The organism is Jhaorihella thermophila, assembly GCF_900108275.1.
Lineage (GTDB): Bacteria > Pseudomonadota > Alphaproteobacteria > Rhodobacterales > Rhodobacteraceae > Jhaorihella > Jhaorihella thermophila.
On the sequence record NZ_FNVD01000005.1, the window covers coordinates 108,548 to 131,265 of the forward strand.

Here is a 22,718-nt window from a genome sequence, read left to right on the forward strand (position 1 = left end):
TATGTTTTACAAGGACGAACGGCTGGCGCTGTTCATCGATGGATCAAATCTCTACGCCGCAGCCAAGGCGTTGGGATTCGACATTGATTACAAGCTGCTGCGCCACGAATTCATGCGCAGGGGAAAGCTGCTGCGCGCCTTCTACTACACGGCGCTGCTGGAGAATGACGAATATTCTCCGATTCGGCCGCTGGTAGACTGGCTTCACTACAACGGCTTCACCATGGTGACCAAACCGGCCAGAGAATACACGGACAGCATGGGCCGCCGCAAGGTCAAGGGGAACATGGACATCGAACTGACCGTCGATGCCATGGAGCTTGCGCCGCGGGTCGATCATATCGTGCTGTTTTCGGGCGATGGCGACTTCAAGCCGCTGGTTGCCGCGCTTCAGCGCAAGGGTGTGCGCGTGTCGGTCGTCTCGACCATCCGCAGCCAGCCGCCGATGATTTCGGACGAGCTGCGTCGCCAGGCCGACAATTTCATCGACCTGGAGGATCTGCGCGAGGTCATAGGCCGCCCGCCGCGCGAGATGCGGGAGGCACAGGCGGAGGTTCGCCAGGCCGCGTCGGCCGGGGGGAAATAAGGCGGTTCAATTCATCCGTTCGGGGTGATCCACGGCGGTCCCGGCTTGCCTGCGGGGGCCGCCGCGTGTTTTTCGGTCTTCGCTCTGGACCATCGCGGCGCGACGGCTTACCTGATGGCGTCAGGAGACACGCGCCATGACCAAACCGCCCCTGACCATCCGTCTTGCCGCGCCGCGCGGATTCTGTGCCGGCGTCGATCGCGCCATCCGCATCGTCGAGATGGCGATCGAGAAATGGGGCGCGCCGGTCTATGTCCGCCACGAGATCGTGCACAATCGCTTTGTCGTGGACAGCCTGCGGGCGAAGGGGGCGGTGTTCGTCGAGGAACTGGACGAATGTCCCGACGACCGGCCGGTGATCTTTTCCGCGCACGGGGTGCCGAAGGTGGTGCCGGCCGAGGCCGAGCGGCGCAACATGATCTATGTGGACGCGACCTGCCCGCTGGTCAGCAAGGTGCATATCGAGGCCGAGCGGCACCACGCGAACGGGTTGCAGATCGTGATGATCGGTCATGACGGCCACCCCGAGACCGTCGGCACGATGGGTCAGCTTCCGCCCGGCGAGGTGCTGCTGGTCGAGACGCCCCGGGACGTGGGGCGGCTGCAGGTGCGCGATCCGCATCGACTGGCCTATGTCACGCAGACCACGCTGAGCGTCGATGACGCGGCCGACATCATCGCCGCGCTGAAGGCGCGGTTTCCCGACATTGTCGGCCCGCACAAGGAAGACATCTGTTACGCCACCACCAACCGGCAGGAGGCCGTCCGCGTGATCGCGCCCACGGTGGATGCGCTGCTGGTCGTGGGGGCGCCGAATTCGTCCAATTCCCGCCGTCTGGTGGAGGTCGGCGCGCGGGCCGGGTGCGCCTATGCCCAGCTGGTGCAGCGCGCGGCGGAGATCGACTGGGCGGCGCTGGCCGATGTTCGGTCGGTCGGCATCACCGCCGGGGCCTCTGCGCCCGAAGTGCTGGTGGAGGAGGTGATCGACGCCTTTCGGGCGCGGTTCGGCGTGACCGTGGAGACGGTGGAAACCGCCGCCGAGAACGTCGAGTTCAAGGTGCCCCGTATCCTGCGCGAACCGGCTTGAAGGCTTGCGCCATGAGCGATCCCGACACCATCCGTCTTTATGATCGGCAGGCTGATCGCTATGCGGATCTGACCGACGGGCACAACGCGGCGGATCCGCTGCTGGCGGCCTTCATCGCGGCTTGCCCAAAGGGTGCGCGGGTTCTGGACCTGGGCTGCGGCCCCGGCGCTTCGGCGGCTGCGATGGCGCGGGCGGGTCTGCGGGTGGATGCGATCGATGCCTCGGCCGAGATGGTGGCGCGGGCCGGCGCCCACGAGGGCGTGACGGCATGGCGGGCCACCTTTGACGAGCTCGGCCAGGAGGCGATTCATGATGGGGTATGGGCGAATTTTTCGCTGCTGCACGCGCCACGGTCGGAGATGCCCCGGCATCTTGCCGCGATCCATCGGGCGCTGCGGCCGGGCGGCGTCTTCCATCTGGCGGTCAAGCTGGGGCAGGGCGAGTCGCGCGACCGGCTGGGGCGGTTCTACGCCTATTATTCCGAGGCCGAGCTGGACCGTCTGCTGGCCGAGGCCGGGTTTGCCGTTCTGGGCAAGCGGTTCGGATCGGGGACCGGCCTTGACGGGTCGGTGTCGGACTGGATTGCGGTGACCGCGCGTGCCTGAGCTGTTTGCCTATACCGACGGCGCCTGTTCCGGCAATCCCGGCCCCGGTGGCTGGGGCGTCCTGTTGCAGGCGAAGGACGGCGGCCGGGTGGTGAAGGAGCGCGAGCTGAAGGGGGGCGAGCCGGAGACGACCAACAACCGGATGGAGCTTTTGGCGGCGATCAATGCGCTGGAAGCTCTGGAGCGGCCTGCCGAGATCACCGTCGTCACCGACAGCGCCTATGTGAAGAACGGTATCACGTCCTGGCTGCACGGGTGGAAGAAGAACGGCTGGAAGACCTCGGCGAAGAAGCCGGTTAAGAATGCCGAGCTGTGGCAGCGGCTGGATGCGGCGCAGGCCCGGCACAAGGTGCATTGGCAGTGGGTCAAGGGCCATGCCGGGCATCCGGAGAACGAGCGCGCAGACGAGCTGGCGCGGGAAGGCATGAAGCCGTTCAAGCGGGGCGGATGAGGTTTCGGATCGGCTGTGCCGATCCGACCGAGGCGAGGGGGCGCTGCCCCCTCGCGCTCCCCCGGAGTATTTCGGGCAAGATGAAGAAGCGACAAAGCGGCCCGCGATCTAGGGCGTCGGGCCGTATTTTTGCCACAGCCAGATCAGCAGCATCGCGCCGAGAACCGCGCCGACGAACCCCGAGAGTGCCCCCATCATTGCCAGCAGCGCGCGCAGGATCAGCCCGCCGACCAGCGCGCCGACGATTCCGATGAACATGGTGGTGGGGATGTCGGTCTCGACCCCCATGAGGCGGGTCGCAAGGAACCCGGCTGCCGCCCCGATGATGATCAGCGCCACGATGCCCATGAGTTGCTCCTATCGCTTCCAGTGGGTCGGCACGATGACCAGCGCTCCGACCGAGGAGATGATCGCATCCATGCCCGGCGAGCCGAAGCTGACACCGAACATGATGCGGACGAAGTAGAACAGGAAGGCACCGCCCACGCAGATGATGATTGACGGCAGATAGCCGTTTCGGGTGAAGCCGCTGCGTTCGGACAGGTAGCCGACGATCGCCGCGATGACCACCGAGCCCATGAGCGTGAGGATCATCCTTGCCTCCTATAGCCGCGTGCCCCGGGCGATCGGCCAGCCGCGCAGGAAGATGTCCGCATCCTGCGCCGCCTTGCCCGCCCGTTGCAAGCGGGTGATCCGCACCGCGCCGGTGCCACAGGCGATCAGCAGGCGGTCGTCCAGCACCTCACCCGGCGCGCCGTTGCCCGGTTCGACCCGCGAGCCGAGAAACTTGACCCGCTGTCCATCAATTTCCGCCCAGGCGCCGGGAAAGGGGGAAAGGCCCCGGATCAGCCGGTCCACCTCTTCCGCGGGCCGGGTCCAGTCGATCCGCGCCTCGGCCTTTTCGATCTTGTCGGCGTAGGTCACGCCGTGCTCGGGCTGGGGCGTGGGTTCAAGTTCGTCCAGCCGCTCCAGCGCCTCGACGATCAGCGCGGCGCCCATCTGCGACAGGCGGTCGTGCAGCTCGCCCGTGGTTTCCTCGGTGCCGATGGGCGTGGAGCGACAGATCAGAACCGGGCCGGTGTCCAGCCCCGCCTCCATCTGCATGATGCAGACGCCGGTTTCCCGATCGCCGGCCATGATCGCCCGGTGGATCGGTGCGGCGCCGCGCCAGCGGGGCAACAGGCTGGCGTGGATGTTGAGGCAGCCGCGCCGTGGCGCGTCAAGGACGGCTTGCGGCAGGATCAGCCCGTAAGCCACCACCACGGCGACGTCTGCGTCCAGCGCGGCAAAGGCCGCCTGTTCCTCGGGCGACTTGAGCGACACCGGGTGCCGGACCTGCAGTCCCAGCGCCTGCGCCCGGGCGTGGACGGGCGAGGGGCGTTCCTTTTTGCCCCGTCCTGCCGGACGCGGCGGCTGGCAATATACGGCGGCGATGTCATGCCCGGCCTCGACCAGTGCATCCAGCACCGGCACGGAAAAGTCTGGCGTTCCCATGAAAACGATCCGCATGATCTGCCTCAGCCGTTGATCTTTTTCGCCTTGCGCAACAGCATGTCGCGTTTGACCTTGCTCAGCCGGTCGAAATACATCCGCCCCTGCAGGTGGTCGATCTGGTGCTGCACGCTGGTGGCCTCGATCCCGACGAAATCGCGTTCCACCATTTCGCCGGCTTCATTCATATATCGCACCGTCACCGCCCGCGGCCGACGGATCACCGCCGAGACGCCGGGCAGGTTGGGGCTGGCCTCTTCGTGTTCGCGCAGCTCGACGCTGGCATGCAGGATCTCGGGATTGGCCAGCCGCACCGCGCGGCCGCGTTCTGTGGAACCGTCCACCACAGCCAGCCGCAGCATCACACCGATCTGCGGCGCGGCCAGGCCCACGCCTGGCATCGCCTCCATCGTGTCGATCATGTCATCCCAGATCGCGCGGATTTCATCGGTGATCGCCTCGACCGGCGCGGCAGGGATCCGCAGCCGTCTGTCGGGCCAGCGCAGGGTCGGGCGAACGGTCACGCGCGGGCCCGCTCGCGTTTCAGCTTCTGCATCTTGCGAGTGATCATCTGGCGCTTGAGCGGCTTGAGATAGTCGATGAACAGCTTGCCGTTCAGGTGGTCGATCTCGTGCTGAACGCAGGTCGCCCAGAGCCCGGTGAACACCTCGCGCCGCGCGTGCCCGTTCCGGTCCATCCACTCGACCTCGACCTCGGCGGGGCGGGTGATCTCGGCGAACTGTTCGGGGATCGACAGGCAGCCCTCTTCATACACGCTGGTTTCGTCCGAAGCGGCGATGATCTCGGGGTTGAACATCACCAGCGGTCGAGGGGACTCGCCTTCCTCCTTCACACAGTCCAGCACGATCAGCCGGTCCAGCACGCCGACCTGCGGCGCGGCCAGGCCGATGCCGGGCGCGTCATACATGGTTTCCAGCATGTCATCGGCCAAAGCGCGCAATTCGTCCGAAAGGTCGGAGACCGGCGCGCACACCTTCTTGAGCCGGGGGTCGGGGTGAATGAGAATGTTCCGCTTCATGCCCTGCCATGTAAGGGCAATCGGGCTTTTCCGCAACCACGGCGGTACGTAACCTTGACGTTACACACGCTTTTGGGCAATGTAACCTACACGTTACATTTTCATGCCGATCGGGAAAGACCGAGAATGCTCAGACCAGTAGTTGCGATCGTGGCCGCCGGTGCTCTCGCCGGTGTTCTGATCGCGGGGCTGGAGGCGGCCGGATATCGCGCCGGATGGATCACCGGGGCCAGCGTGGTCGCCGCCGTCATCCTTGTCAGCCTGGCGGAACACCGCCTGTTTCCACCGGCCATGGCCCCGGCATCCCCGCCCAACCCGGACCGGGCTCATTGGCACTATCTGCAGCTCGCACTGGGCGCTGCGTTGATGGCATTTGGCCTGTGGCGGCTGCAAGACGATCCGCGGTTCATCTTCGGTTGGCTGGCAGTCGCGGCAGGAGCCGGGCTGGGCCTGTGGGCCGCAGCGCGCCAGCGCGCCCTGGCATTGCACATGCGCACCAGACCGAGGTTATTCGACGAACACGCCCGCGCCAATCGGGATCGCGCCGAACGGTGGGCGTTGCTGGCCGCGCTCGAGACCGGGCTGATTCTGGGTTTTCTCGATCTTGAAGACATCCTTAACCTGTCTGGCGCCGCAGTCGGGTTTTCGGTGGCTTTCGTGGCGGTGGAAACCGGGCTGCTGGGACAGGCCTTCCTGGAATGGCGCGATAGTCGGGAGGCGCGGAAGTCACGATGACCACTGGACGCTGGATCGCGCTGGCCATTCTGCTTTGCGCAGGCGCGGTGCTGGCCGAACCCGCGCTGCGCGCGCTGCACATGTGGCCCGCGGGCCTGACCGGAGGCCCCGCCGGGCCGCTCTGGGGGATCTTCGCGGGCGCGGCGATCTGGGCGCAGACCAATGCTCTGGGCTGGCCCAACCGGCGCAGAAACGCCGCCCGACTGGACGAGACCCCTTCGGTTGCGCGATTGCGGTTGACCTTCTTTTTCGCCGCGGCGACCAGCTTGGGCATCACGGTCCTGGTCGCCATCCAAGAGGATCTTGTGCCCGCACTTGCCCGGCCCGGTGGCACGATCTGGGTGAACCCGGCGATGATCGCCACCATAATCGGGCTGGGAACGCTGTTCCCGACCACCGCCTCGGGCCTGTTTCTGCCCTGCGGGGACGAACGGTTCCGTGCGGTGCAACAGCAGGCGCAGGCGCTGACCCTGCGCGCGGCCATGATTGCCGGCCTCGCCGGCGCGGCGATTGCGACCTACAGTGCGGCCTTTCCCCCCGCGCCGGTGCTTCTTTATGCAATGGCGGGGTTCATGTGGACCACCTACTCGGGCCTGCTGTGGCGGCTGGAAGCGCGCGCATGATCCGTGCGCTGAACAACCGCCTCAAACCCCTGCGCCTTGCGGCGGGCCTGACCCAGGCGGAACTCGCCGACCGGATCGGCGCGTCACGCAAGACCATCAACACGATCGAAAACGGCGTCTTCGTGCCTTCCACGGTTCTCGCCCTGCGAATCGCCGCGGTTCTGGGATGCCGGGTCGAGGACATCTTTTCTCTCCCCCCCGACGATCCAGCCCGCGCCCGTCGCGGTTCCTGACGACATCCTGCTTCTTTCTGGTTCCAAATACCCAAATCCCGCGCCCGCCACATGCGACGGCGGCAAAGGCGCGCGCCTTCCCCCTTGCACCCGTCCCCGATCCGGCTAGCCTGCCCCGCGACTTCGCAGGAGAGACAAATGAATTTCGACTTTGACGAGATCATCGACCGTCGGGGCACGCACAGCAACAAGTGGGATTCGATGGAACGCATCTTCGGCGTGCCCGCGGCGGATGGGCTGCCGATGTGGGTGGCCGACACCGATTTCCGCGCCCCGCCGGTCGTGCTCGACAAGTTGCGCGAACTCACCCGGCACGGGGTCTTCGGATATACCGACCTGAACCCCGAATACACCGCGGCAATCGGCTGGTGGATGCAGACCCGCCACGGCTGGAAGGTCGAACCCGATTGGATCTTCACCACCACGGGGCTCGTCAACGGTGTCGGCATGTGCCTTGATGCTTTCACCGAACCGGGCGACGGCATCGTGCTGATGACCCCGGTCTATCACGCCTTTGCCCGCGTCATCCGTGCCGCCGGACGGCGTGTGGTCGAATGCCCGATGCCGGTCGAGAACGGGAAATACGTCATGGATTTCGACCGCTGGGACACGATGCTGGACGGGACCGAGCGCATGGTGATCCTGTGTTCGCCGCACAACCCCGGCGGCCGGGTCTGGACCGTTGAAGAACTGCGCGGCTTGGCCGATTTCGCGCGCCGGCACGATCTTTTGGTGATCTCGGACGAAATCCATCACGATCTGGTTTACCCCGGCCACACCCATGTCCCGATGCCGGTGGCCGATCCGTCGGTTCAGGACCGGCTGATCATGCTGACCGCCCCTTCCAAGACCTTCAATGTCGCGGGCCTGCATACCGGCAACGTGATCGTCCCCGACGACGCTTTGCGCGCCCGCTTTGCCGCGCGCATGTCGGCGCTCAGCCTCGCGCCCAACTCGGTCGGCCAGTTCGTGGCCACGGCCGCCTATTCGCCCGAAGGCGCGGAATGGGTGGACGCTCTGGTCGCCTATCTCGACGGCAACCGCCAGCTGTTCGACGCGGCGATCGCCGAGATCCCCGGCCTGACCTCGATGCCGCTGGAATCGACCTTTCTCGCCTGGGTGGACTTCTCCGGAACCGGCATGGAGCGCGAAGAGTTCACCCGCCGCGTCGAGCAGGAGGCAAAAATCGCCGCGAATCACGGCCCGACCTTCGGCGCCGGCGGCGAAAACTTCCTGCGGTTCAATTTCGGCACCCAGAGGGCGCGCGTGCAGGAAGCCTGCGACCGGCTGCGCGCGGCCTTCGCCGATCTTCAGTAGGGCTGAGATATCGCTGTTCGGGCCTACTTCGTCCGCCCCAAAAGCGCGATCGGGGCTTCCGGGTCACGGTAGAAATCCAGCGGCGGCTTGTCCGCGGCCGCGGTTGCGCGCTTGAACTCATAGAGCATCTCGCCGCCGTCCTTGCCGGAGGCGACGATCAGGCACTCGCACAGGTGCCGGTCGCCTTCGTAGAGATTCACGAGCCCGCGCAGATGCGGGGTGGTTTCTGCCTCGACGCTGAAGCGGTCGCGCCATTTGCGCAGGACCGGATAGAAGCGATCTCCCGCCAGCACCCGCAGGCGGCTGGTCTTTTTCAGACCGGCCAGCCGCGCGGCCTCCAGCCCCTCGTGAACATCCTTCGGCAGATATGTCGACATGACCCCGGCATCCCTGAAATCTGGCAGCGGATCCAGCCTGCAACGGCCACGGCAAAAATCAAGTGAAGATTCCATGACATCTGCCCGTGTTGCCATCCGGCCAGCCCGGAACCGTTCCGCGCCTGTGCAGTGACGCATGGCGCCTGCGCGTCGGCAAGGATGGCGCGCCGCGTTGTTGCCACCTAGATTCAGGGCGGAAACGAAAGGGCCGCAGCATGGGACAACTGATCGACGGTGTCTGGCACGACACCTGGTATGACACGAAATCCACCGGCGGCGCGTTCCGCCGTTCGGCGTCGCAGTTTCGCAACTGGATCACCCCGGACGGCAGCGCCGGGCCCACGGGCGAGGCCGGGTTCAAGGCCGAATCGGGCCGCTATCACCTGTATGTCAGCTACGCCTGCCCCTGGGCGCACCGGACGCTGATCTTTCGCGTTCTCAAGGGGTTGGAGGCGCATATCCCGGTCTCGGTGGTGCATCCCGACATGCTGTCGGACGGCTGGAGCCTGTCTGATGATTTCGACGGCGCGACCGGCGATCCGCTTTACGGCCACCGTTTCCTGCATCAGCTCTACACCCATGCCGACCCGGATTACACCGGCCGGGTCACGGTGCCGGTCCTGTGGGACACGCAGCGCGAAACCATCGTGTCCAACGAAAGCGCCGAGATCATCCGAATGTTCAACTCGGCCTTCGACCACATCACCGGAAATTCCGATGACTACTGGCCCGAACCGCTGCGGGACGCGATCGAAGAGGTGAACGAACGGATCTACGACACCGTGAACAATGGCGTCTACAAATGCGGATTTTCCACGACGCAGGCGGCCTATGACGCGGCGGTCGGGCCGCTCTTCGATACGCTGGACTGGCTGGAGGGTCACCTGTCACGCAACCGCTACCTGATGGGCGACCGAATTACCGAGGCAGACTGGAGGCTGTTCACCACGCTGATCCGTTTCGATCCGGTCTATCACACCCATTTCAAGTGCAACCGCGCGCGGATCGTCGATTATCCGAATCTGTGGGCCTACACGCGCGAGTTGTATCAGTGGCCGGGCGTGGCCGGCACGGTGCGGATGGATCACATCACGCGGCACTATTATTACAGCCACGACAGCATCAATCCGCACCGGATCGTGCCGATCGGGCCAAGGCTGGACTACTGGCAGCCGCACGGGCGGGGTCAGCGCGGCGCGGCGTAGTGTTCGACCATCGCGGCCAGGTCTTCGGGCGGCGTGCCGCTGGGCACATAGGCGCAGGCATTGGCGCTGTGAGCAAAGATCGACCCGTCCGAGAAAAAGCTGGTGTTGGTGACGAAGATCACCCGTGCCTCGGGGCGGCGATAGCTGGCGAAATCGGCCACGGCCAAAGCGCTGCCCTGTTCCAGAACGAGATCCAGAACGATGATGTCGTAGGCCGAGCCATACAGCGCAAGAATGGCCGTTTCCTGATCGTGCACCAGGGTCACCTCGGCACCCTGCCGCTCCAGGTGGCGCGCCCAGAGCCTGCCCAAGTCAGGCTTACTTTCGACAATCAGAACCTTCATCTGACCAACAGACCGACCCCGGACAGGGGCCCGACATCTCTCCCCGCTTTTCTCAGATGTCCACCCATTCCCTTAACAAAGGTTTAACGAATCCCGAAGGTCGATCCGTTTTGCGGCCGCTCTTGTGAATTTGGCGAAAATCCGCTTGAACCGGGCGAAAGCATCCATCCGGGGGGGCGGTCCGAATGACAGCGCAGCCGAGCATTCAGCCGCTCGATTCCCGCGATCACGGTGGCGGGCTTGATGCCGCCATCAACCGGTTCGGGGGCGCGCGCGCCGACTGGGTGGATCTGTCCACAGGCATCAACCCCGAACACTATCCGATTCCCTCGCTGGAGCCGCAGGATTGGACCGCGCTGCCCGATCACGCGGCGCAGGATGCGATCATCTCGGCCGCCCGAGCCTTCTGGTCGGTGCCCGACGGCGCCGCGATCCTGCCCGCACCGGGCGCCTCGGCCCTGATCGCGCGGATTCCGGCGCTGATGCGGCCGGCAACAGTGCGAATCGAACGCCCCACCTACAACGAACACGCGGCCGCCTTTGCCGCGCATGGCTGGACGGTAGCGGATCGCGGCCCGGCCGAAGCCTGCGTTCTGGTGCATCCCAACAACCCCGACGGCCGGCTATGGTCGGCGGCCGACGCCGACGCGCCGCTGGTCGTGATCGACGAAAGCTTTTGCGATGTCGCGCCCGATCAAAGCCTTGTCCATCTGGCCGAGCGCCCCGGCCGGATCGTTCTGAAGAGTTTCGGCAAATTCTGGGGGCTGGCTGGGCTGCGCCTTGGCTTTGCCATCGCCCGGCCGGCCACCATTGCCCGACTTGGCGCGCTGCTGGGGCCCTGGCCCGTATCGGGGCCGGCGCTGCGAATCGGAGCGGCCGCCCTGCGTGATGCGGACTGGGCGGCGGCAACCCGTGCCCGGCTGGTCCGCGACAGCGCGCGGCTGGACGCGATCATGACGGCCCGCGGCGCCTCGGTGGCCGGAGGCACCACGCTGTTCCGGCTCTATCGCGTCGATGCCGCCGCCGCATGGCAGGACCGGCTGGCCCGTGGTCGGGTCTGGAGCCGCATCTTTCCCTATTCCACCACGTTCCTGCGCCTCGGCCTGCCGCCCGCCGACCGCTGGGATCAGCTTGAGGCCGCGCTGTGAGCAACGGGTTGCTGCTGGCCGCCTCGATGCTGCTGGATGCCGCGCTGGGCGAGCCCGACTGGCTGTGGTCGCGCCTGCCGCATCCGGCGGTGCTGATGGGGCGCGCGGTCGGCTGGCTGGACCGGCACCTGAACCGGGGGGCGGCAAAACGGCTGAAAGGCGCGGCCGCGCTGGTCGCCCTGGCCGCCGGAGCGGTGCTTGTCGGACAGGTCGTGTCGTGGGCCGGCCCGATCGCCGAGGTTCTTGCCGCCGCCGTCCTTCTGGCGCAGCGGTCCCTGGTGGAGCATGTCCGGGACGTGGCGACCGCTCTGCGCCGGTCGGTCGAAGAGGGCCGCACAGCCGTCGCGCGTATCGTCAGCCGGGATTGCCGCCACATGGACCCGCCACGCATCGCCCGCGCGGCGATCGAGAGCGCGGCCGAAAACCTGTCGGACGGGGTGATCGCGCCGGCTTTCTGGTTCCTGCCGCTGGGGCTGCCGGGGCTGCTGCTCTACAAGGTGGTCAACACCGCCGACAGCATGATCGGTTATCGCAACGACCGCTACCGCGACTTCGGCTGGGCGGCGGCGCGGGCGGACGATCTGCTGAACCTGATCCCGGCGCGGCTGACCGGGCTGCTGATCGCGGCACTGCATGCGGGCCTGCGCGACTGGCCGGCGATCGTTCGCGACGCAAGACGGCACCGATCCCCCAACGCCGGCTGGCCCGAGGCCGCAATGGCCCGCGCGCTGGGCGTGGCGCTGGCCGGGCCGCGCAGCTATGACGGGCGGATGCGCGATCTGGCCTGGGTCAACCAGGATGCCCGCCGCGACATCGGTCCCGCGGAGATCGAAGCCGCGGTTGCGGTGCTCTGGCGGGTCTGGGCGGTTTTCCTCGTCTTCGCCATTGCGCTGGGGCTGATCCAGCATCTACCCTGAGCGCGGCATTCCTGATTTCGACGGACAAATTCATGCAACGATTTCTCTGGCCTCTCGTGGCCGTCACCCTTGCCTCGCCCGGCCTTGCGGCCCCCTGCGGCGGGGCGTTTCCGACCTTTGTCGCCGAGCTCAAGGCCGAAGCCATCGAAGCGGGGCACGACCGGGCGACCGTCGATGCCTTCTTCCGCACGGTCCGCCAGGATCCCAAGGTGCTGAGGGCCGATCGGGCGCAGGGCGTGTTCCAGAAACCGTTCATCGAATTTTCCCGGCGGCTGATCTCGAAAGGCCGGCTGGACAAGGGCCGTGCGCTGGCCCGGAAATACGATTCCGTCTTTGACCGGATCGAAGCGGAATACGGCGTCTCGCGCGGAGTTCTGCTGGCCTTCTGGGCCTTCGAGACCGACTATGGGGGCTTTCAGGGCAACTTCAACACATTGAACGCGCTGGTCACGCTGGCCCATGACTGCCGCCGGCCAGAACTGTTCCGGCCACAGATCTTTGCCGCGCTGAAGCTGTATGAACAGGGCGACTTCGACCCCGCGCGGACGACGGGGGCCTGGGCGGGCGAGATCGGCATGGTTCAGATGCTACCGCGCGACATCCTGGAAAACGGCGTGGACGGCGACGGGGACGGGCATGTGCGGCTCAAGACCTCGGCGCCGGATGCGCTGATGTCGGGGGCAAGGATGCTGTCGGCGCTGGGCTGGCGGCCCGGAGAGCCGTGGCTGCAGGAGGTCCGCGTGCCGGAGCGGATGGACTGGTCCCTGACCGGGCTAGACCACCCGCGCAGCCCCTCCGAATGGGCGGCCATCGGCGTCAGTCCCAGATCGGGCTCATTCGCGCGCACCGATCTGCCGGCCGCGCTGATTCTGCCGCAGGGCCACAAGGGGCCGGCCTTTCTGGCCTATCCCAATTTCCGCGTGTTCTTTGAATGGAACCAGAGCTTTACCTACGTCCTCACGGCGGCCTATTTCGCCACGCGGCTGGAAGGCGCACCGGTCTATGATGTGGGCAAGCCCGCGCCGGGGCTCACCGGGCCGCAGATGAAGGCGTTGCAGCGCAAGCTGGCCGCGCGAGGCCATGACGTGGGCCAAATCGACGGCATCCTCGGCGCCCGCACCCGCGCCGCCGTTCAGGCCGAGCAGAAACGGCTGGGCCTTCCGGCGGATGCCTGGCCGACGCCCGAGTTGCTGGATCGGCTGTGACGGTTATTCCAGACCGGCGATGATCGCGCGCAAAGTCGCGATGCCGGTGCCCTTTTCGGACGAAGTGAGAACGATCTCGGGGAAGGCGGCGGGGTGCTTCGCCAGCGCGCCGCGCACCTGCGCCAGTACCCTGTCGCGGTCCTTGGCCTTGACCTTGTCGGCCTTGGTCAGAACGCACTGGAACGTGACCGCGCTGGAGTCGAGCAGCGTCAGGATGTCCTCGTCCACCTTCTTGATGCCGTGGCGGGCGTCGATCAGGACAAAGGCACGGCGCAGCGTGGGACGGCCGCTGAGATACTGTTTCAGCAGGCGCTGCCATTTCTCGACCACCTTCACCGGGGCGTTGGCATAGCCATAGCCCGGCAGGTCCACCAGATAGTGGCTGTCCCCCAGCGTGAAGTAATTGATTTCCTGCGTGCGCCCCGGCGTGTTCGAGGCCCGCGCCAGCGACTTGCGCCCCGTGAGCGCGTTGATGAGCGTCGATTTGCCCACGTTCGACCGCCCGGCAAAGCAGACCTCGATCCGGTCGGCCGGGGGCAGGCCGGACATGGCGACGACGCCCTTCAGAAAATCGACAGGCCCGGTGAACAGCTTGCGCCCCGCCTCGGCTGCCGCAGCATCCGGTTCTTCAGCAAGCGGAAAGTCCATCTGCATCAGCCGATCACCTCGACCGGGTCGCCTTCGCGCAGAACGCCGCCCCTGGTTACCTTGGCATAGACGCCGCAATTTTGGTGCCCCCAGCCGTCGCGCAGCGCCTTCAGCGTGTCGGCGTCGCGTTCTCCGGTTTCGGGGTTGGCGGTGGTGGCCATGCAACGGGCGATGGGTTCGATGATCTCCATCTCGACCTCGCCGAAGCGAACGGTCTTCCAGACCCATTTCTCTTCGGCCCATGGCTCCAGCCCCTCGATCAGCAGGTTGCCGCGCCAGCGCAGCGGCGACAGCGCCTGGCCCAGCCGTGCCTCCACCGCGCGGTGCGAGGCAAGATTGATGATCGAGATCGACGGAAAATCGGTGTCGGTCATGGGCGTGTCGCCGGCGCGCACCAGCCGGGCAGGCAGCATGCGGTTGCCATTCGAGATCGGCATCACCCACTGGATGAACCGGTTCGCGTCGCCTTCGTCCTCCGGGTCTATGGTGATCTCCGGCCGGTCCGGATGGCTGAGCGTCAGGCTGCCCCGCAGGGGATCGACCCGTGCCTGGATCGCCTGCAGGCGCGGCGACTTGGCTCCGCGCGAAAACTCGGTGCAGGGCTGCCAGCGCGGGTTGTCGGGGTCAAAGCAGGACCGTTCATGCGCCACGGCCCAGCGCCTGTCCCACGGGATCGCCTGGCCGGGCGCGAGCTTCACGGTGTCGATCCGCTCGCGCCCGTGCGACTTGATGGGGTGGCGCCAGATCTCCGCGACGCGGGCGGTCATTTCTTCTCGGCCTTCGCCTTGCGGTTAAAGCTGTTGCGGATATTGCCGAACAGGTCCGGACGATGGCCGTGAATCGTCATGATGCTGTATTGCTGGATGAAGGTGATCACGTTGTTGGTGATCCAGTACAGCACCAGCCCGCTTGCAAAGCCACCCAGCATGAACATGAACACCCAGGGCATCCAGGCAAAAATCATCTGCTGCGTGGGGTCGGTCGGTGCCGGGTTCAGCTTTTGCTGCAGCCACATCGAGATGCCGAGCAAGAGCGGCAGGATACCGACAAAGATCAGGGCCATCAGAGATCCCGGTTCGGGGCCTTCAAATGGCAGCAGGCCGAACAGGTTGATGATCGAGGTCGGATCCGGCGCAGAGAGGTCGCGGAACGGGCCGAACCACGGCGCGTGGCGCAGCTCGATGGTGACGAAGATCACCTTGTAAAGGGAAAAGAAGATCGGGATCTGCAGCAGGATCGGGAGACAACCCGCGGCGGGGTTCACCTTTTCCTTCTTGTAGAGCTCCATCATCTCCTGCTGGAACTTCTGGCGGTCGTCGCCGGCGGCTTTCTTGAGTTCTTCCATGCGGGGCTGAAGCTCTTTCATCTTGGCCATTGAGACATAGGACTTGAACGCCAGCGGCAGCACGATCGCCTTGATGATGACGGTCAGTCCGATGATCGCCCAGCCCATGTTCCCGATCATCACGTTCAGCTGATGCAGCAGCCAGAAGATCGGCTTGGTCAGGAAGAAGAACCAGCCCCAGTCGATGCTGTCGATGAAGCCCGCGACCCCGGCTTTTTCGTATTCGCGGATGGTCGCCCATTCCTTCGCGCCCGAAAACAGCTGGGTGGTGACCGACGCCGTGCCGCCATCCGCCAGCGTCTGTGTCGGCATCATCGCGGTGGTCTGGTAGATCTGGCCACGCGGGTCGAATTTGCCAACCGCCTTGAAGGGGGTGCCCGCGGCCGGGATCAGCGTGGCCATCCAGTAATGGTCGGTAAACCCGATCCAGCCGCTTTCCTGCACCTGAAGGATCTCGGTCGGACCGCCCCATTGGTCGTCGAAGCCATAGTCGCGCATGTCCGAGTAGCTGTTTTCGGTCAGCTTGCCATCGGTCATCGCCACCAGACCTTCATGCAGGATGAAAAAATTCTTGATATCCGCAGGCTCGCCGTAATCGCCGGTGCCGTGCCGCGCCAGGATCCCGTAGGGCGCAAGGCTCACGGTCTTGCCCGTCCGGTTTTCGACCATCTGTTTCACCGTGAACATGAACTTGTCATCAACCGCGATCTGGCGACGGAAGGTCAGGCCGTTGCCATTGTCCCATACCAGCGTCACCGGCGTGTCAGGCGTCAGCCGGTCGCCGGTTTCCAGCCGCCATTCGGTGGTGGCGCCGGGAACCTCGTCCATGCCGAGTCCCTGACCTGGGGCCCAGCCGTAGACTGCATAAAAGGTCTCGGCCTGGTTGCTTGGCGCGAGAAGCTGCACGATGTCGGACTCCGGCTCGACCGTGACGCGGTAGTCCTTCAGGAACAGCTCGTCCACGCGGCCGCCCAGCAAGGATATGCTGCCCTTGAGGCTGGGCGTGTCGATCTCCACCCGCGGTGCCCGGGCCAGCGCGCTGTCCGCCGCGCTGGGTTCGCTCGTTGCGCCCGACGCTGCCGGCGCGGCGGAGTCCGATGTGGCCGGGGCGGTCCCCACGACTGCCTCGTCCGATTGGGTCCGGGCGGTCCCCACGACTGCCTCGTCCGATTGGGTCCGGGCGGCAGTCGGCTGGTCGCCCGCAACCGGTTGCGGCTCTTCCGGTGGGAACAGCAGGAACCAGACGAGGATCACCAGGAAACTGAGCGCGGTTGCAAGAATGAGGTTCTTGTTCTGATCGTCCATCGGGGACAGCTACCTTCAAGCCTTGGATGACAAGGCCGGGTTCAACAGAGTGCAGCCCCAAAGGTCAAGCGGAATCCGGGCAGCAGCCAGCCTTTGTGAGCCGTGTTCAGCCGGTCTCGCGCCCGATCGACGGCAGCCGCCCCAGTTTGGCGTCATGGCGCGCCATCCAGTCCAGCGTTTCCTCGAAGGGCATGGGGCGGCCGATTCCATGGCCCTGCACATGCCCACAGCCAAGCTGCGCCAGTAGCGCATGTTCGCCCACCGTTTCGACCCCTTCGGCCAGCGTATCCAGGTCGAGCCGCTCGGCCAGACCCAAAATCGCGCCCACCATTTTCTGCTGATCGGGGTCGCTGTCGGCCCTGGTGACAAATGAGCGGTCAATTTTGATCCGCGACACCGAAAATCGCCTGATCGCCGAGATCGAGGCCTGCCCCGTGCCGAAATCATCAAGATCGATGCCGCACCCCATTGCACTCAGCTTGGTGAGGTTGTGCAGCACCGTATCGTCGGGATCATCGGCAACGACCGTTTCCAGAATCTCGATTGTCAGGCGGTCGGGCATCAGTTCGAATCTGTCCAGTTCCCAGCGGACCCTTTCGACCAGATCGGGATCGCGCAGCTCGTCGGTCGAGAAATTCACGCCGATCCGCGGCACCTGCACGCCGGCATTGTCCCAGGCTCGGAGCGCCGTGAGCGCGCCAAAAATCATCGTCTGGCTCAGCCGTGTCATCAGCCCCGCCTCGGACATCGCCGGCAGGAACATGTCGGGTGCGACAACGCCTCTTTCGGGATGCACCCAGCGTGCCAGAACCTCGAAACCCGAAACCTTGCCCGTTTCGGTCGAGATCTGTGGCTGAAACCAGGGCCGGATTTCGCCCCGTTCGAGCGCCGCGGCAACTTCGTTCCGCAAGGGGCCGTTCGCGCGTGCGCGGCGTTTCAGTTTCGTCGAATGGGCGCGGATCGCCGACGGGCCGTTCTGTCGCGCCTCGCCCAGCGCGTCCTCGGCGGCTTGCATCCAGTCTTCGGCCGCCTCTCCGGGCGCCCGGTTGCGCAGGCAGAATCCGACCGAACAGGAAACATACAGGTTCATCCCGTCCACGGCGACGGGCTCTTCCAGCGCGGATTGCATGCGCCCGGCCAGCTTGATCGCCGATTCCAGGTCGAACAGCCGGACCGGCGCCAGGCACACGCCGAACAGGTTTTCGTCAAGTCGGGCCACGCAGTCGTCATCGCGCAGCGCCGACAGTAGCCGTTCGCCGCAGGTCTGCGCCACCCTGTCCGCCGCCGCCTGACCGTGGATGTGTTTCAGGTCGGCCAGATCGGCGAGTTCCAGCAGAAAGATGCAGGAACGCAGCCCCCCGTTCGGACTGTTGGCGTGCACGTCGCTGACCGCGGCGCGGAACCCGTCTGCCCGCAGCAGGCCGGTGACCGCGTCAACGGGAGCGCGATCCGGGTTCCCCGCATTGCCGACCGCCTGAACCACGATCAACAGGGCGGGCAGGCCAAGGGCGGCCAGCATCAGTGCCCCTTCGCCGCCGATCCAGAAGGCGCCGAGCGAGATCGCCGGGGCAAAGGCCAGTGCCGGCGGGCCGGCCAAAATGGCTGCGAGCGCGGCAACGGCGCGACTGACCTGTCCGGTTTTTGTCTGCATCGTTTGGTTCCCCCGGCTGGATTGCCTTTGTGGGGACCATAGGACGCGCGTCTGACCGGAGCGTTAACGCAGGACCGGAATATCGTCCTCTTCGGCGTGGCCGTTCGGCCGGCCCAGTTCAAGCCCCGTGAAATCCCACAATTTCGGGTCCAGCAGATGCGAAGGGCGCGCATTCATCAGGGCGCGGAACATCACCTGCCGGCGGCCGGGGCTGTTGCGTTCCCAACCGTCGAGAATCTGCTTGACCTGCTGGCGCTGCAGCCCGTCCTGACTGCCGCAGAGGTCGCAGGGAATGATCGGATAGTTCATTCCGCGCGCGAATTTCTCGCAGTCTTCCTCGGCCACATGGGCCAGCGGGCGCAGCACGAACAGGTCGCCTTCTTCGTTGACCAGTTTGGGCGGCATGGTGGCCAGCCTCCCGCCGTGGAACAGGTTCATGAAGAAGGTTTCCAGAATGTCGTCGCGGTGATGGCCCAGCACCACGGCCGAACACCCCTCTTCCCGCGCGATTCGGTAGAGGTTCCCCCGGCGCAGACGGGAACACAGTGCGCAATAGGTCCGCCCCTGCGGCACCTTGGCCTTCACCACCGAATAGGTATCCTGATACTCGATCCGGTGCGGCACCTGCATGCGTTCCAGAAATTCGGGCAGCACCGTCGAGGGAAAGCCCGGCTGGCCCTGGTCGAGGTTGCAGGCCAGCAGATCCACCGGCAGCAGTCCGCGCCATTTGAGTTCGTAGAGCACGGCCAGCAGGGTGTAGCTGTCCTTGCCGCCCGACAGACAGACCAGCCACCGATCGCCGCGCCGGACCATGCCGTATTGGTCGAGCGCCTCGCGCACCTGCCGCACGATCCGCTTGCGCAGCTTCTTGAACGCCGTGGTCGCCGGCGCACCGGCCAGCAGCGGGTGGATGTCGTCTTCGTTGTCGAACATGGCGCGGCCTTAAAGCCTTTGGTCGCGTCGGGCAAGGGCCGCGCGGGTTCTGCAGCGGTCGGCCTCCGCCCCTTCTTCGGCCTTCGGACGGGTGCGCACTTCGACTCGCATTCCGAGTCGCGTATTCAGCGAAAGGGCGAAAGCACGTCCGATCAAACCCGCGGACCGGTGTCGCCTTCTTCGGAGTCGGGAACCGGGTCGTAACCGGAACTGCCCAAGGGGTGACAACGCCCGATCCGCCGCATGGCCAGCCAGCTGCCCTTGACAGCCCCGTGCTTTTTCAGCGCCTCGAGCGCATAGGCCGAGCAGGTCGGCTGATAGCGGCAGTTGAAGCCGACCCAAGGCGAAAACACAAGCCGGTAGAACCGGACGGGCAGGGCAAGGATATGGGCGAAGAAGGTCAATGGCGCTCTGCGTGCAGCTTTTTCAGCGCATATGTAAGATCGCGCAACAGCGTTTCAAACGGCGCATCGACCGTAGCATTGCGCCGACCCACAAGGACATAGTCCCATCCGTCGCGGCCCAGCCGTGGCAGGATCTGCCGCGCCGCCTCGCGCAGCCGGCGGCGGGCGCGGTTGCGGGTCACGGCGTTTCCGACCTTCTTGGAACAGGTGAACCCGACCCTTATCCCCTCGGCCTGTCCCGGTGGGCGGCGGCGGGCCTGCACGATCATCGTCGAAGTCGCCTGCTTGCACGCGCGGGCGGCGGCCAGGAAATCGGCGCGCTTGCGCAGGGTTGTCAGGGCAGGGCGCACGCAAACGGACACCGCCGGGGGTGTTTCCCCGGGGCTGGCTGCGCCATCCTGGGGGGGCTCCGGCGGTGTCATGTCCGTGTCCGGTCTGACGAGACGCGCCTGTTACGCGCTCAGAACCTTGCGGCCGCGGGCGCGGCGTGCATTGATGATCTTGCGGCCGGCCTTGGTCGCCATGCGGGCGCGGAACCCGTGACGGCGTTTGCGGACCAGGTTCGAAGGTTGATAGGTGCGCTTCATCGCTCCGTCTCCATCTCTTGCGGTCGGGCATGGTGCGGATTCACCCGGCCCGGGGCATCTCTTGTGAAACCCGGTCCTTACTGCGCAAAGGGCGGCAAGTCAAACCCCCTGTCGCCGGAAATCGGGCCTGTTGCAACAAATTCCGCGATCGGTGGTCGAAAATGTTTCAGAAATCAAGATCGGAGCGGATTTTCTCACGTTTCCGAGGGGTTGAATCAACCGGGCGTGATCGGGCTGTCGTTTCGCCCCGCCCCGTCGCATGTTGGGGGCAGGATGACCGCAGATGAAACAGAAACGGACGGAACGGGAATGACGACCGAGTCGGAAACGCTGCCGCCAAGGCGCGGTTGGCTGCGGCACCTGCCGCTGGCCGTGATTGCCGTGGTGGCGGTGGTCGGCGCGATCACGTTGCGCGACCAGCTGGGGTTCGAGACCCTGCGCGCCCATCGCGAGGCGCTGCTGGCCTTTCGCGATGCCCATTATGCGGCGATGGCCGCGATCTTCCTGGGCGCATACGTTCTGATCGTCGCCTTCTCTCTCCCGGGTGCGGCGGTGGCGTCGATGACCGGGGGGTTCCTGTTCGGTCTGGTGGCAGGCACGGCGCTGAATGTCGCGTCGGCCACCATCGGGGCGACGGCGATCTTTCTTGCCGCGCGCTGGGGGATCGGGGCGACCCTGTCGGAACGGCTGGAAAATGTCGGCGGCGCAGCGGCGAAAGTGCGCGAGAACCTGCGAAAGAACGAAATCAGCGTTCTGCTTCTGATGCGGCTTGTGCCGGCGGTGCCGTTCTTCGTCGCCAATCTGGTGCCGGCCATGGTCGGGGTCAGCCTGCGCAACTTTGTCTGGACGACGGCGGTGGGCATCATCCCCGGCGCGATCGTCTACACTTGGATCGGTGTCGGTCTGGGCGAAGTGTTCAGCCGCGGAGAGTCGCCCGATCTGTCCATTTTGCGCGAACCTTACATTCTGGGTCCGCTGGCCGGGCTGTGCCTTCTGGCAGCCTTGCCGATGGTGGTGCGGTGGGTTCGAAGCCGAAAAACGAAGGACTGAGCGGACATGGAGCGGATCAGGACCGATCTTCTGGTGATCGGGGCGGGCTCGGGCGGTCTGTCGGTGGCGGCCGGCGCGGCGCAGATGGGGGTGCGTGTCGTCCTGCTGGAAGGCGGCGAGATGGGCGGCGACTGCCTGAACTGGGGCTGCGTGCCATCCAAGGCGCTGCTGGCCGCGGCCAGGGTTGCCCATGCGCAGGCCCACGCATCGGCCTTCGGCATTGCCGATATGGTTCCGCAGGTCGATTTTGCGGCTGTCAAGGATCATGTCGCGCAGGTGATCGCCGAGATCGCCCCCAATGACAGCCAGGAGCGGTTCGAGGCGCTGGGCGTCCGCGTGATTCGCGACTACGGCCGTTTCATCTCTTCGACCGAGGTGCGGGCCGGCAACCATGTGATCCGCGCCCGCCGGGTGGTCATCGCCACCGGATCCTCGCCGCTGGTGCCGCCGATCCCGGGGCTTGCGGACGTGCCCTTTGACACGAACGAGACGATTTTCGCCCGGCGCGCGCGGCCCGAGCATCTGTTGGTGATCGGGGGCGGGCCGATCGGAATGGAAATGGCGCAGGCGCATGTTCGCCTGGGCAGCAAGGTCACGGTCATCGAGGGCGACCGCGTCCTGAATCGCGACGATCCGGACCTGGCCGCCGTGGTGCGCGCCGCGCTGGAACGCGAAGGCGTCGAGATTGCCGAGGACGCGATGGTTTCCGGCGTGCGCCGCGACGGCGGCGTGACCGAGGTTTCGGTGGCCGATGGGCGGGTGTTCCGGGGCTCCGATCTGCTGGTCGCGGTGGGGCGCCGGGCCAATACCGACCGGTTGAACCTTCAGGTTGCGGGGATCGAAACCACCCGCACCGGCATTCGCGTGGATGCCGGTCTGCGCACCACCAACCGTCGGGTCTACGCCATCGGTGACGTGGCGGGCGGGCTGCAATTCACCCATGTCGCGGGCTATCACGCCGGCGTCGTGATCCGCTCGATCCTGTTCGGCCTGCCCGCGCGGGCCGCAACGCATCACATCCCGCGTGTGACCTATACCGATCCCGAACTGGCCCAGGTCGGCCTGGCCGAAGCCGAAGCGCGCGAGAAATTCGGCACGCGGCTGGAGGTCGTCCGTTTCGACATGGCCCATAACGACCGCGCCGTGGCCGAGCGCCGGACCGAGGGTTTCATCAAGCTGATGGTGGTGCGGGGCCGTCCTGTGGGCGCGTCGATCGTCGGCCATCAGGCCGGCGAACTGGTCAATCTCTGGTCGCTTGCTCTCGCCAACCGGCTGAAAATGGGGCAGATTGCGGCCATGGTATCGCCCTTCCCGACCATCGGCGAGGTCAACAAGCGCGCGGCGGGGGCCTATTTCTCGCCACGGCTGTTCGACAGTCCGATGGTCAAGCGCGTGGTCGGGGCGGTGCAGAGGTGGATTCCCTGACCGGGGA

Annotated in this window: 29 protein-coding genes; 14 read left to right on the forward strand and 15 right to left on the reverse strand. The window is 65.8% G+C overall.

The annotated features are described in order from the left end of the window. Position 1 precedes the first annotated feature (1 nt). The 4 genes from C4S70_RS07895 to rnhA all read left to right on the forward strand — a co-directional run bounded on the left by C4S70_RS07895 (position 2) and on the right by rnhA (position 2,729). Positions 2 to 586: a LabA-like NYN domain-containing protein gene (locus C4S70_RS07895; RefSeq protein WP_104007569.1), complete on the forward strand. Its 585-nt coding sequence runs from the start codon at positions 2 to 4 to the stop codon at positions 584 to 586. A 136-nt stretch (positions 587 to 722) separates the two neighbouring features. Then, complete coding sequence (gene ispH, locus C4S70_RS07900; RefSeq protein ID WP_104007570.1) at positions 723 to 1,673, forward strand: 4-hydroxy-3-methylbut-2-enyl diphosphate reductase; 951 nt, start codon at positions 723 to 725, stop codon at positions 1,671 to 1,673. An 11-nt stretch (positions 1,674 to 1,684) separates the two neighbouring features. After that, positions 1,685 to 2,278 carry a class I SAM-dependent DNA methyltransferase gene (locus C4S70_RS07905; protein WP_104007571.1) on the forward strand — a complete coding sequence of 198 codons (594 nt, stop codon included), beginning with the start codon at positions 1,685 to 1,687 and terminating at the stop codon, positions 2,276 to 2,278. Continuing rightward, a complete protein-coding gene (gene rnhA, locus C4S70_RS07910) occupies positions 2,271 to 2,729 on the forward strand; it encodes a ribonuclease HI (protein ID WP_104007572.1) in 459 nt (152 codons plus the stop codon). The genes C4S70_RS07905 and rnhA overlap by 8 nt, the downstream gene beginning before the upstream one ends. A 108-nt stretch (positions 2,730 to 2,837) precedes the next feature. Here the strand turns inward: rnhA and C4S70_RS07915 are convergent, their stop codons facing one another. Genes C4S70_RS07915 through def (C4S70_RS07935) form a run of 5 tightly spaced genes read right to left on the reverse strand, consistent with a single transcriptional unit; the run spans position 2,838 to position 5,259 of the window. Further along, positions 2,838 to 3,077: a GlsB/YeaQ/YmgE family stress response membrane protein gene (locus tag C4S70_RS07915; RefSeq protein WP_104007573.1), complete on the reverse strand. Its 240-nt coding sequence runs from the start codon at positions 3,075 to 3,077 to the stop codon at positions 2,838 to 2,840. 9 nt (positions 3,078 to 3,086) lie between these two features. After that, positions 3,087 to 3,323 carry a hypothetical protein gene (locus tag C4S70_RS07920; RefSeq protein ID WP_104007574.1) on the reverse strand — a complete coding sequence of 79 codons (237 nt, stop codon included), beginning with the start codon at positions 3,321 to 3,323 and terminating at the stop codon, positions 3,087 to 3,089. Positions 3,324 to 3,332: 9 nt separating this feature from the next. Next, complete coding sequence (fmt, locus tag C4S70_RS07925) at positions 3,333 to 4,238, reverse strand: methionyl-tRNA formyltransferase (RefSeq protein WP_104007575.1); 906 nt, start codon at positions 4,236 to 4,238, stop codon at positions 3,333 to 3,335. A gap of 8 nt (positions 4,239 to 4,246) precedes the next feature. Then, the gene (gene def, locus C4S70_RS07930) at positions 4,247 to 4,744 is read right to left on the reverse strand and encodes a peptide deformylase (protein WP_104007576.1); all 498 of its coding nucleotides are present in this window, start codon (positions 4,742 to 4,744) and stop codon (positions 4,247 to 4,249) included. Next, the gene (def, locus tag C4S70_RS07935; protein ID WP_104007577.1) at positions 4,741 to 5,259 is read right to left on the reverse strand and encodes a peptide deformylase; all 519 of its coding nucleotides are present in this window, start codon (positions 5,257 to 5,259) and stop codon (positions 4,741 to 4,743) included. Before def (C4S70_RS07935) ends, def (C4S70_RS07930) begins: the two co-directional genes overlap by 4 nt. A 150-nt stretch (positions 5,260 to 5,409) precedes the next feature. On the opposite strand from def (C4S70_RS07935), the gene C4S70_RS07940 reads away from it, so the two are divergent. The 4 genes from C4S70_RS07940 (at position 5,410) to C4S70_RS07955 (ending at position 8,167) form a co-directional block, all read left to right on the forward strand. Next, positions 5,410 to 5,994 carry a hypothetical protein gene (locus tag C4S70_RS07940; protein ID WP_104007578.1) on the forward strand — a complete coding sequence of 195 codons (585 nt, stop codon included), beginning with the start codon at positions 5,410 to 5,412 and terminating at the stop codon, positions 5,992 to 5,994. After that, complete coding sequence (locus C4S70_RS07945; protein ID WP_104007579.1) at positions 5,991 to 6,617, forward strand: hypothetical protein; 627 nt, start codon at positions 5,991 to 5,993, stop codon at positions 6,615 to 6,617. Before C4S70_RS07940 ends, C4S70_RS07945 begins: the two co-directional genes overlap by 4 nt. Beyond that, entirely contained in the window at positions 6,614 to 6,850 is a 237-nt protein-coding gene (locus C4S70_RS07950) for a helix-turn-helix transcriptional regulator (RefSeq protein ID WP_104007580.1), read from the forward strand. Before C4S70_RS07945 ends, C4S70_RS07950 begins: the two co-directional genes overlap by 4 nt. Before the next feature lie 138 nt (positions 6,851 to 6,988). Further along, positions 6,989 to 8,167 (forward strand): MalY/PatB family protein, encoded by a 1,179-nt coding sequence (locus C4S70_RS07955; RefSeq protein ID WP_104007581.1) that lies wholly within the window; start codon positions 6,989 to 6,991, stop codon positions 8,165 to 8,167. Positions 8,168 to 8,190: 23 nt separating this feature from the next. On the opposite strand, the gene C4S70_RS07960 is transcribed toward C4S70_RS07955, so the two are convergent. Further along, complete coding sequence (locus C4S70_RS07960) at positions 8,191 to 8,544, reverse strand: hypothetical protein (RefSeq protein ID WP_104007582.1); 354 nt, start codon at positions 8,542 to 8,544, stop codon at positions 8,191 to 8,193. A gap of 215 nt (positions 8,545 to 8,759) precedes the next feature. On the opposite strand from C4S70_RS07960, the gene C4S70_RS07965 reads away from it, so the two are divergent. Further along, on the forward strand, positions 8,760 to 9,749 hold the full coding sequence (locus C4S70_RS07965; protein WP_104007583.1) for a glutathione S-transferase family protein: 990 nt from the start codon (positions 8,760 to 8,762) through the stop codon (positions 9,747 to 9,749). Here C4S70_RS07965 and C4S70_RS07970 read toward each other — a convergent pair. After that, on the reverse strand, positions 9,731 to 10,093 hold the full coding sequence (locus tag C4S70_RS07970) for a response regulator transcription factor (RefSeq protein ID WP_104007584.1): 363 nt from the start codon (positions 10,091 to 10,093) through the stop codon (positions 9,731 to 9,733). The genes C4S70_RS07965 and C4S70_RS07970 overlap by 19 nt on opposite strands. A gap of 185 nt (positions 10,094 to 10,278) precedes the next feature. On the opposite strand from C4S70_RS07970, the gene C4S70_RS07975 reads away from it, so the two are divergent. The 3 genes from C4S70_RS07975 to C4S70_RS07985 are packed head-to-tail and all read left to right on the forward strand — an operon-like array spanning position 10,279 to position 13,363. Beyond that, the gene (locus tag C4S70_RS07975) at positions 10,279 to 11,241 is read left to right on the forward strand and encodes a threonine-phosphate decarboxylase (protein ID WP_104007585.1); all 963 of its coding nucleotides are present in this window, start codon (positions 10,279 to 10,281) and stop codon (positions 11,239 to 11,241) included. After that, entirely contained in the window at positions 11,238 to 12,158 is a 921-nt protein-coding gene (gene cbiB, locus C4S70_RS07980; RefSeq protein WP_104007586.1) for an adenosylcobinamide-phosphate synthase CbiB, read from the forward strand. Before C4S70_RS07975 ends, cbiB begins: the two co-directional genes overlap by 4 nt. 32 nt (positions 12,159 to 12,190) lie before the next feature. Continuing rightward, on the forward strand, positions 12,191 to 13,363 hold the full coding sequence (locus C4S70_RS07985) for a lytic murein transglycosylase (protein WP_104007587.1): 1,173 nt from the start codon (positions 12,191 to 12,193) through the stop codon (positions 13,361 to 13,363). A gap of 3 nt (positions 13,364 to 13,366) precedes the next feature. Here the strand turns inward: C4S70_RS07985 and yihA are convergent, their stop codons facing one another. From yihA to rpmH, 8 genes are all read right to left on the reverse strand, one after another. Next, complete coding sequence (gene yihA, locus C4S70_RS07990; protein ID WP_104007588.1) at positions 13,367 to 14,017, reverse strand: ribosome biogenesis GTP-binding protein YihA/YsxC; 651 nt, start codon at positions 14,015 to 14,017, stop codon at positions 13,367 to 13,369. After that, the gene (locus C4S70_RS07995; RefSeq protein ID WP_104007589.1) at positions 14,017 to 14,778 is read right to left on the reverse strand and encodes an MOSC domain-containing protein; all 762 of its coding nucleotides are present in this window, start codon (positions 14,776 to 14,778) and stop codon (positions 14,017 to 14,019) included. Before C4S70_RS07995 ends, yihA begins: the two co-directional genes overlap by 1 nt. Then, the gene (gene yidC, locus C4S70_RS08000) at positions 14,775 to 16,661 is read right to left on the reverse strand and encodes a membrane protein insertase YidC (RefSeq protein ID WP_104007590.1); all 1,887 of its coding nucleotides are present in this window, start codon (positions 16,659 to 16,661) and stop codon (positions 14,775 to 14,777) included. Before yidC ends, C4S70_RS07995 begins: the two co-directional genes overlap by 4 nt. Before the next feature lie 106 nt (positions 16,662 to 16,767). Then, on the reverse strand, positions 16,768 to 18,312 hold the full coding sequence (locus C4S70_RS08005; RefSeq protein WP_104007591.1) for a putative bifunctional diguanylate cyclase/phosphodiesterase: 1,545 nt from the start codon (positions 18,310 to 18,312) through the stop codon (positions 16,768 to 16,770). Between the two features lie 63 nt (positions 18,313 to 18,375). After that, on the reverse strand, positions 18,376 to 19,245 hold the full coding sequence (gene ttcA, locus C4S70_RS08010) for a tRNA 2-thiocytidine(32) synthetase TtcA (RefSeq protein WP_104007592.1): 870 nt from the start codon (positions 19,243 to 19,245) through the stop codon (positions 18,376 to 18,378). A gap of 152 nt (positions 19,246 to 19,397) precedes the next feature. Next, positions 19,398 to 19,649 (reverse strand): membrane protein insertion efficiency factor YidD, encoded by a 252-nt coding sequence (yidD, locus tag C4S70_RS08015; protein ID WP_235003757.1) that lies wholly within the window; start codon positions 19,647 to 19,649, stop codon positions 19,398 to 19,400. Further along, complete coding sequence (gene rnpA, locus C4S70_RS08020) at positions 19,646 to 20,071, reverse strand: ribonuclease P protein component (RefSeq protein ID WP_104007594.1); 426 nt, start codon at positions 20,069 to 20,071, stop codon at positions 19,646 to 19,648. The genes yidD and rnpA overlap by 4 nt, the downstream gene beginning before the upstream one ends. A gap of 30 nt (positions 20,072 to 20,101) precedes the next feature. Further along, entirely contained in the window at positions 20,102 to 20,236 is a 135-nt protein-coding gene (gene rpmH / locus C4S70_RS08025) for a 50S ribosomal protein L34 (RefSeq protein ID WP_104007595.1), read from the reverse strand. 309 nt (positions 20,237 to 20,545) lie between these two features. Here rpmH and C4S70_RS08030 point away from each other — a divergent pair, with 309 nt between their 5' ends. Continuing rightward, positions 20,546 to 21,286: a TVP38/TMEM64 family protein gene (locus C4S70_RS08030; protein WP_104007696.1), complete on the forward strand. Its 741-nt coding sequence runs from the start codon at positions 20,546 to 20,548 to the stop codon at positions 21,284 to 21,286. 6 nt (positions 21,287 to 21,292) lie between these two features. Then, on the forward strand, positions 21,293 to 22,711 hold the full coding sequence (locus C4S70_RS08035) for a dihydrolipoyl dehydrogenase family protein (protein ID WP_104007596.1): 1,419 nt from the start codon (positions 21,293 to 21,295) through the stop codon (positions 22,709 to 22,711). The last annotated feature ends 7 nt before the right edge of the window (positions 22,712 to 22,718 follow it).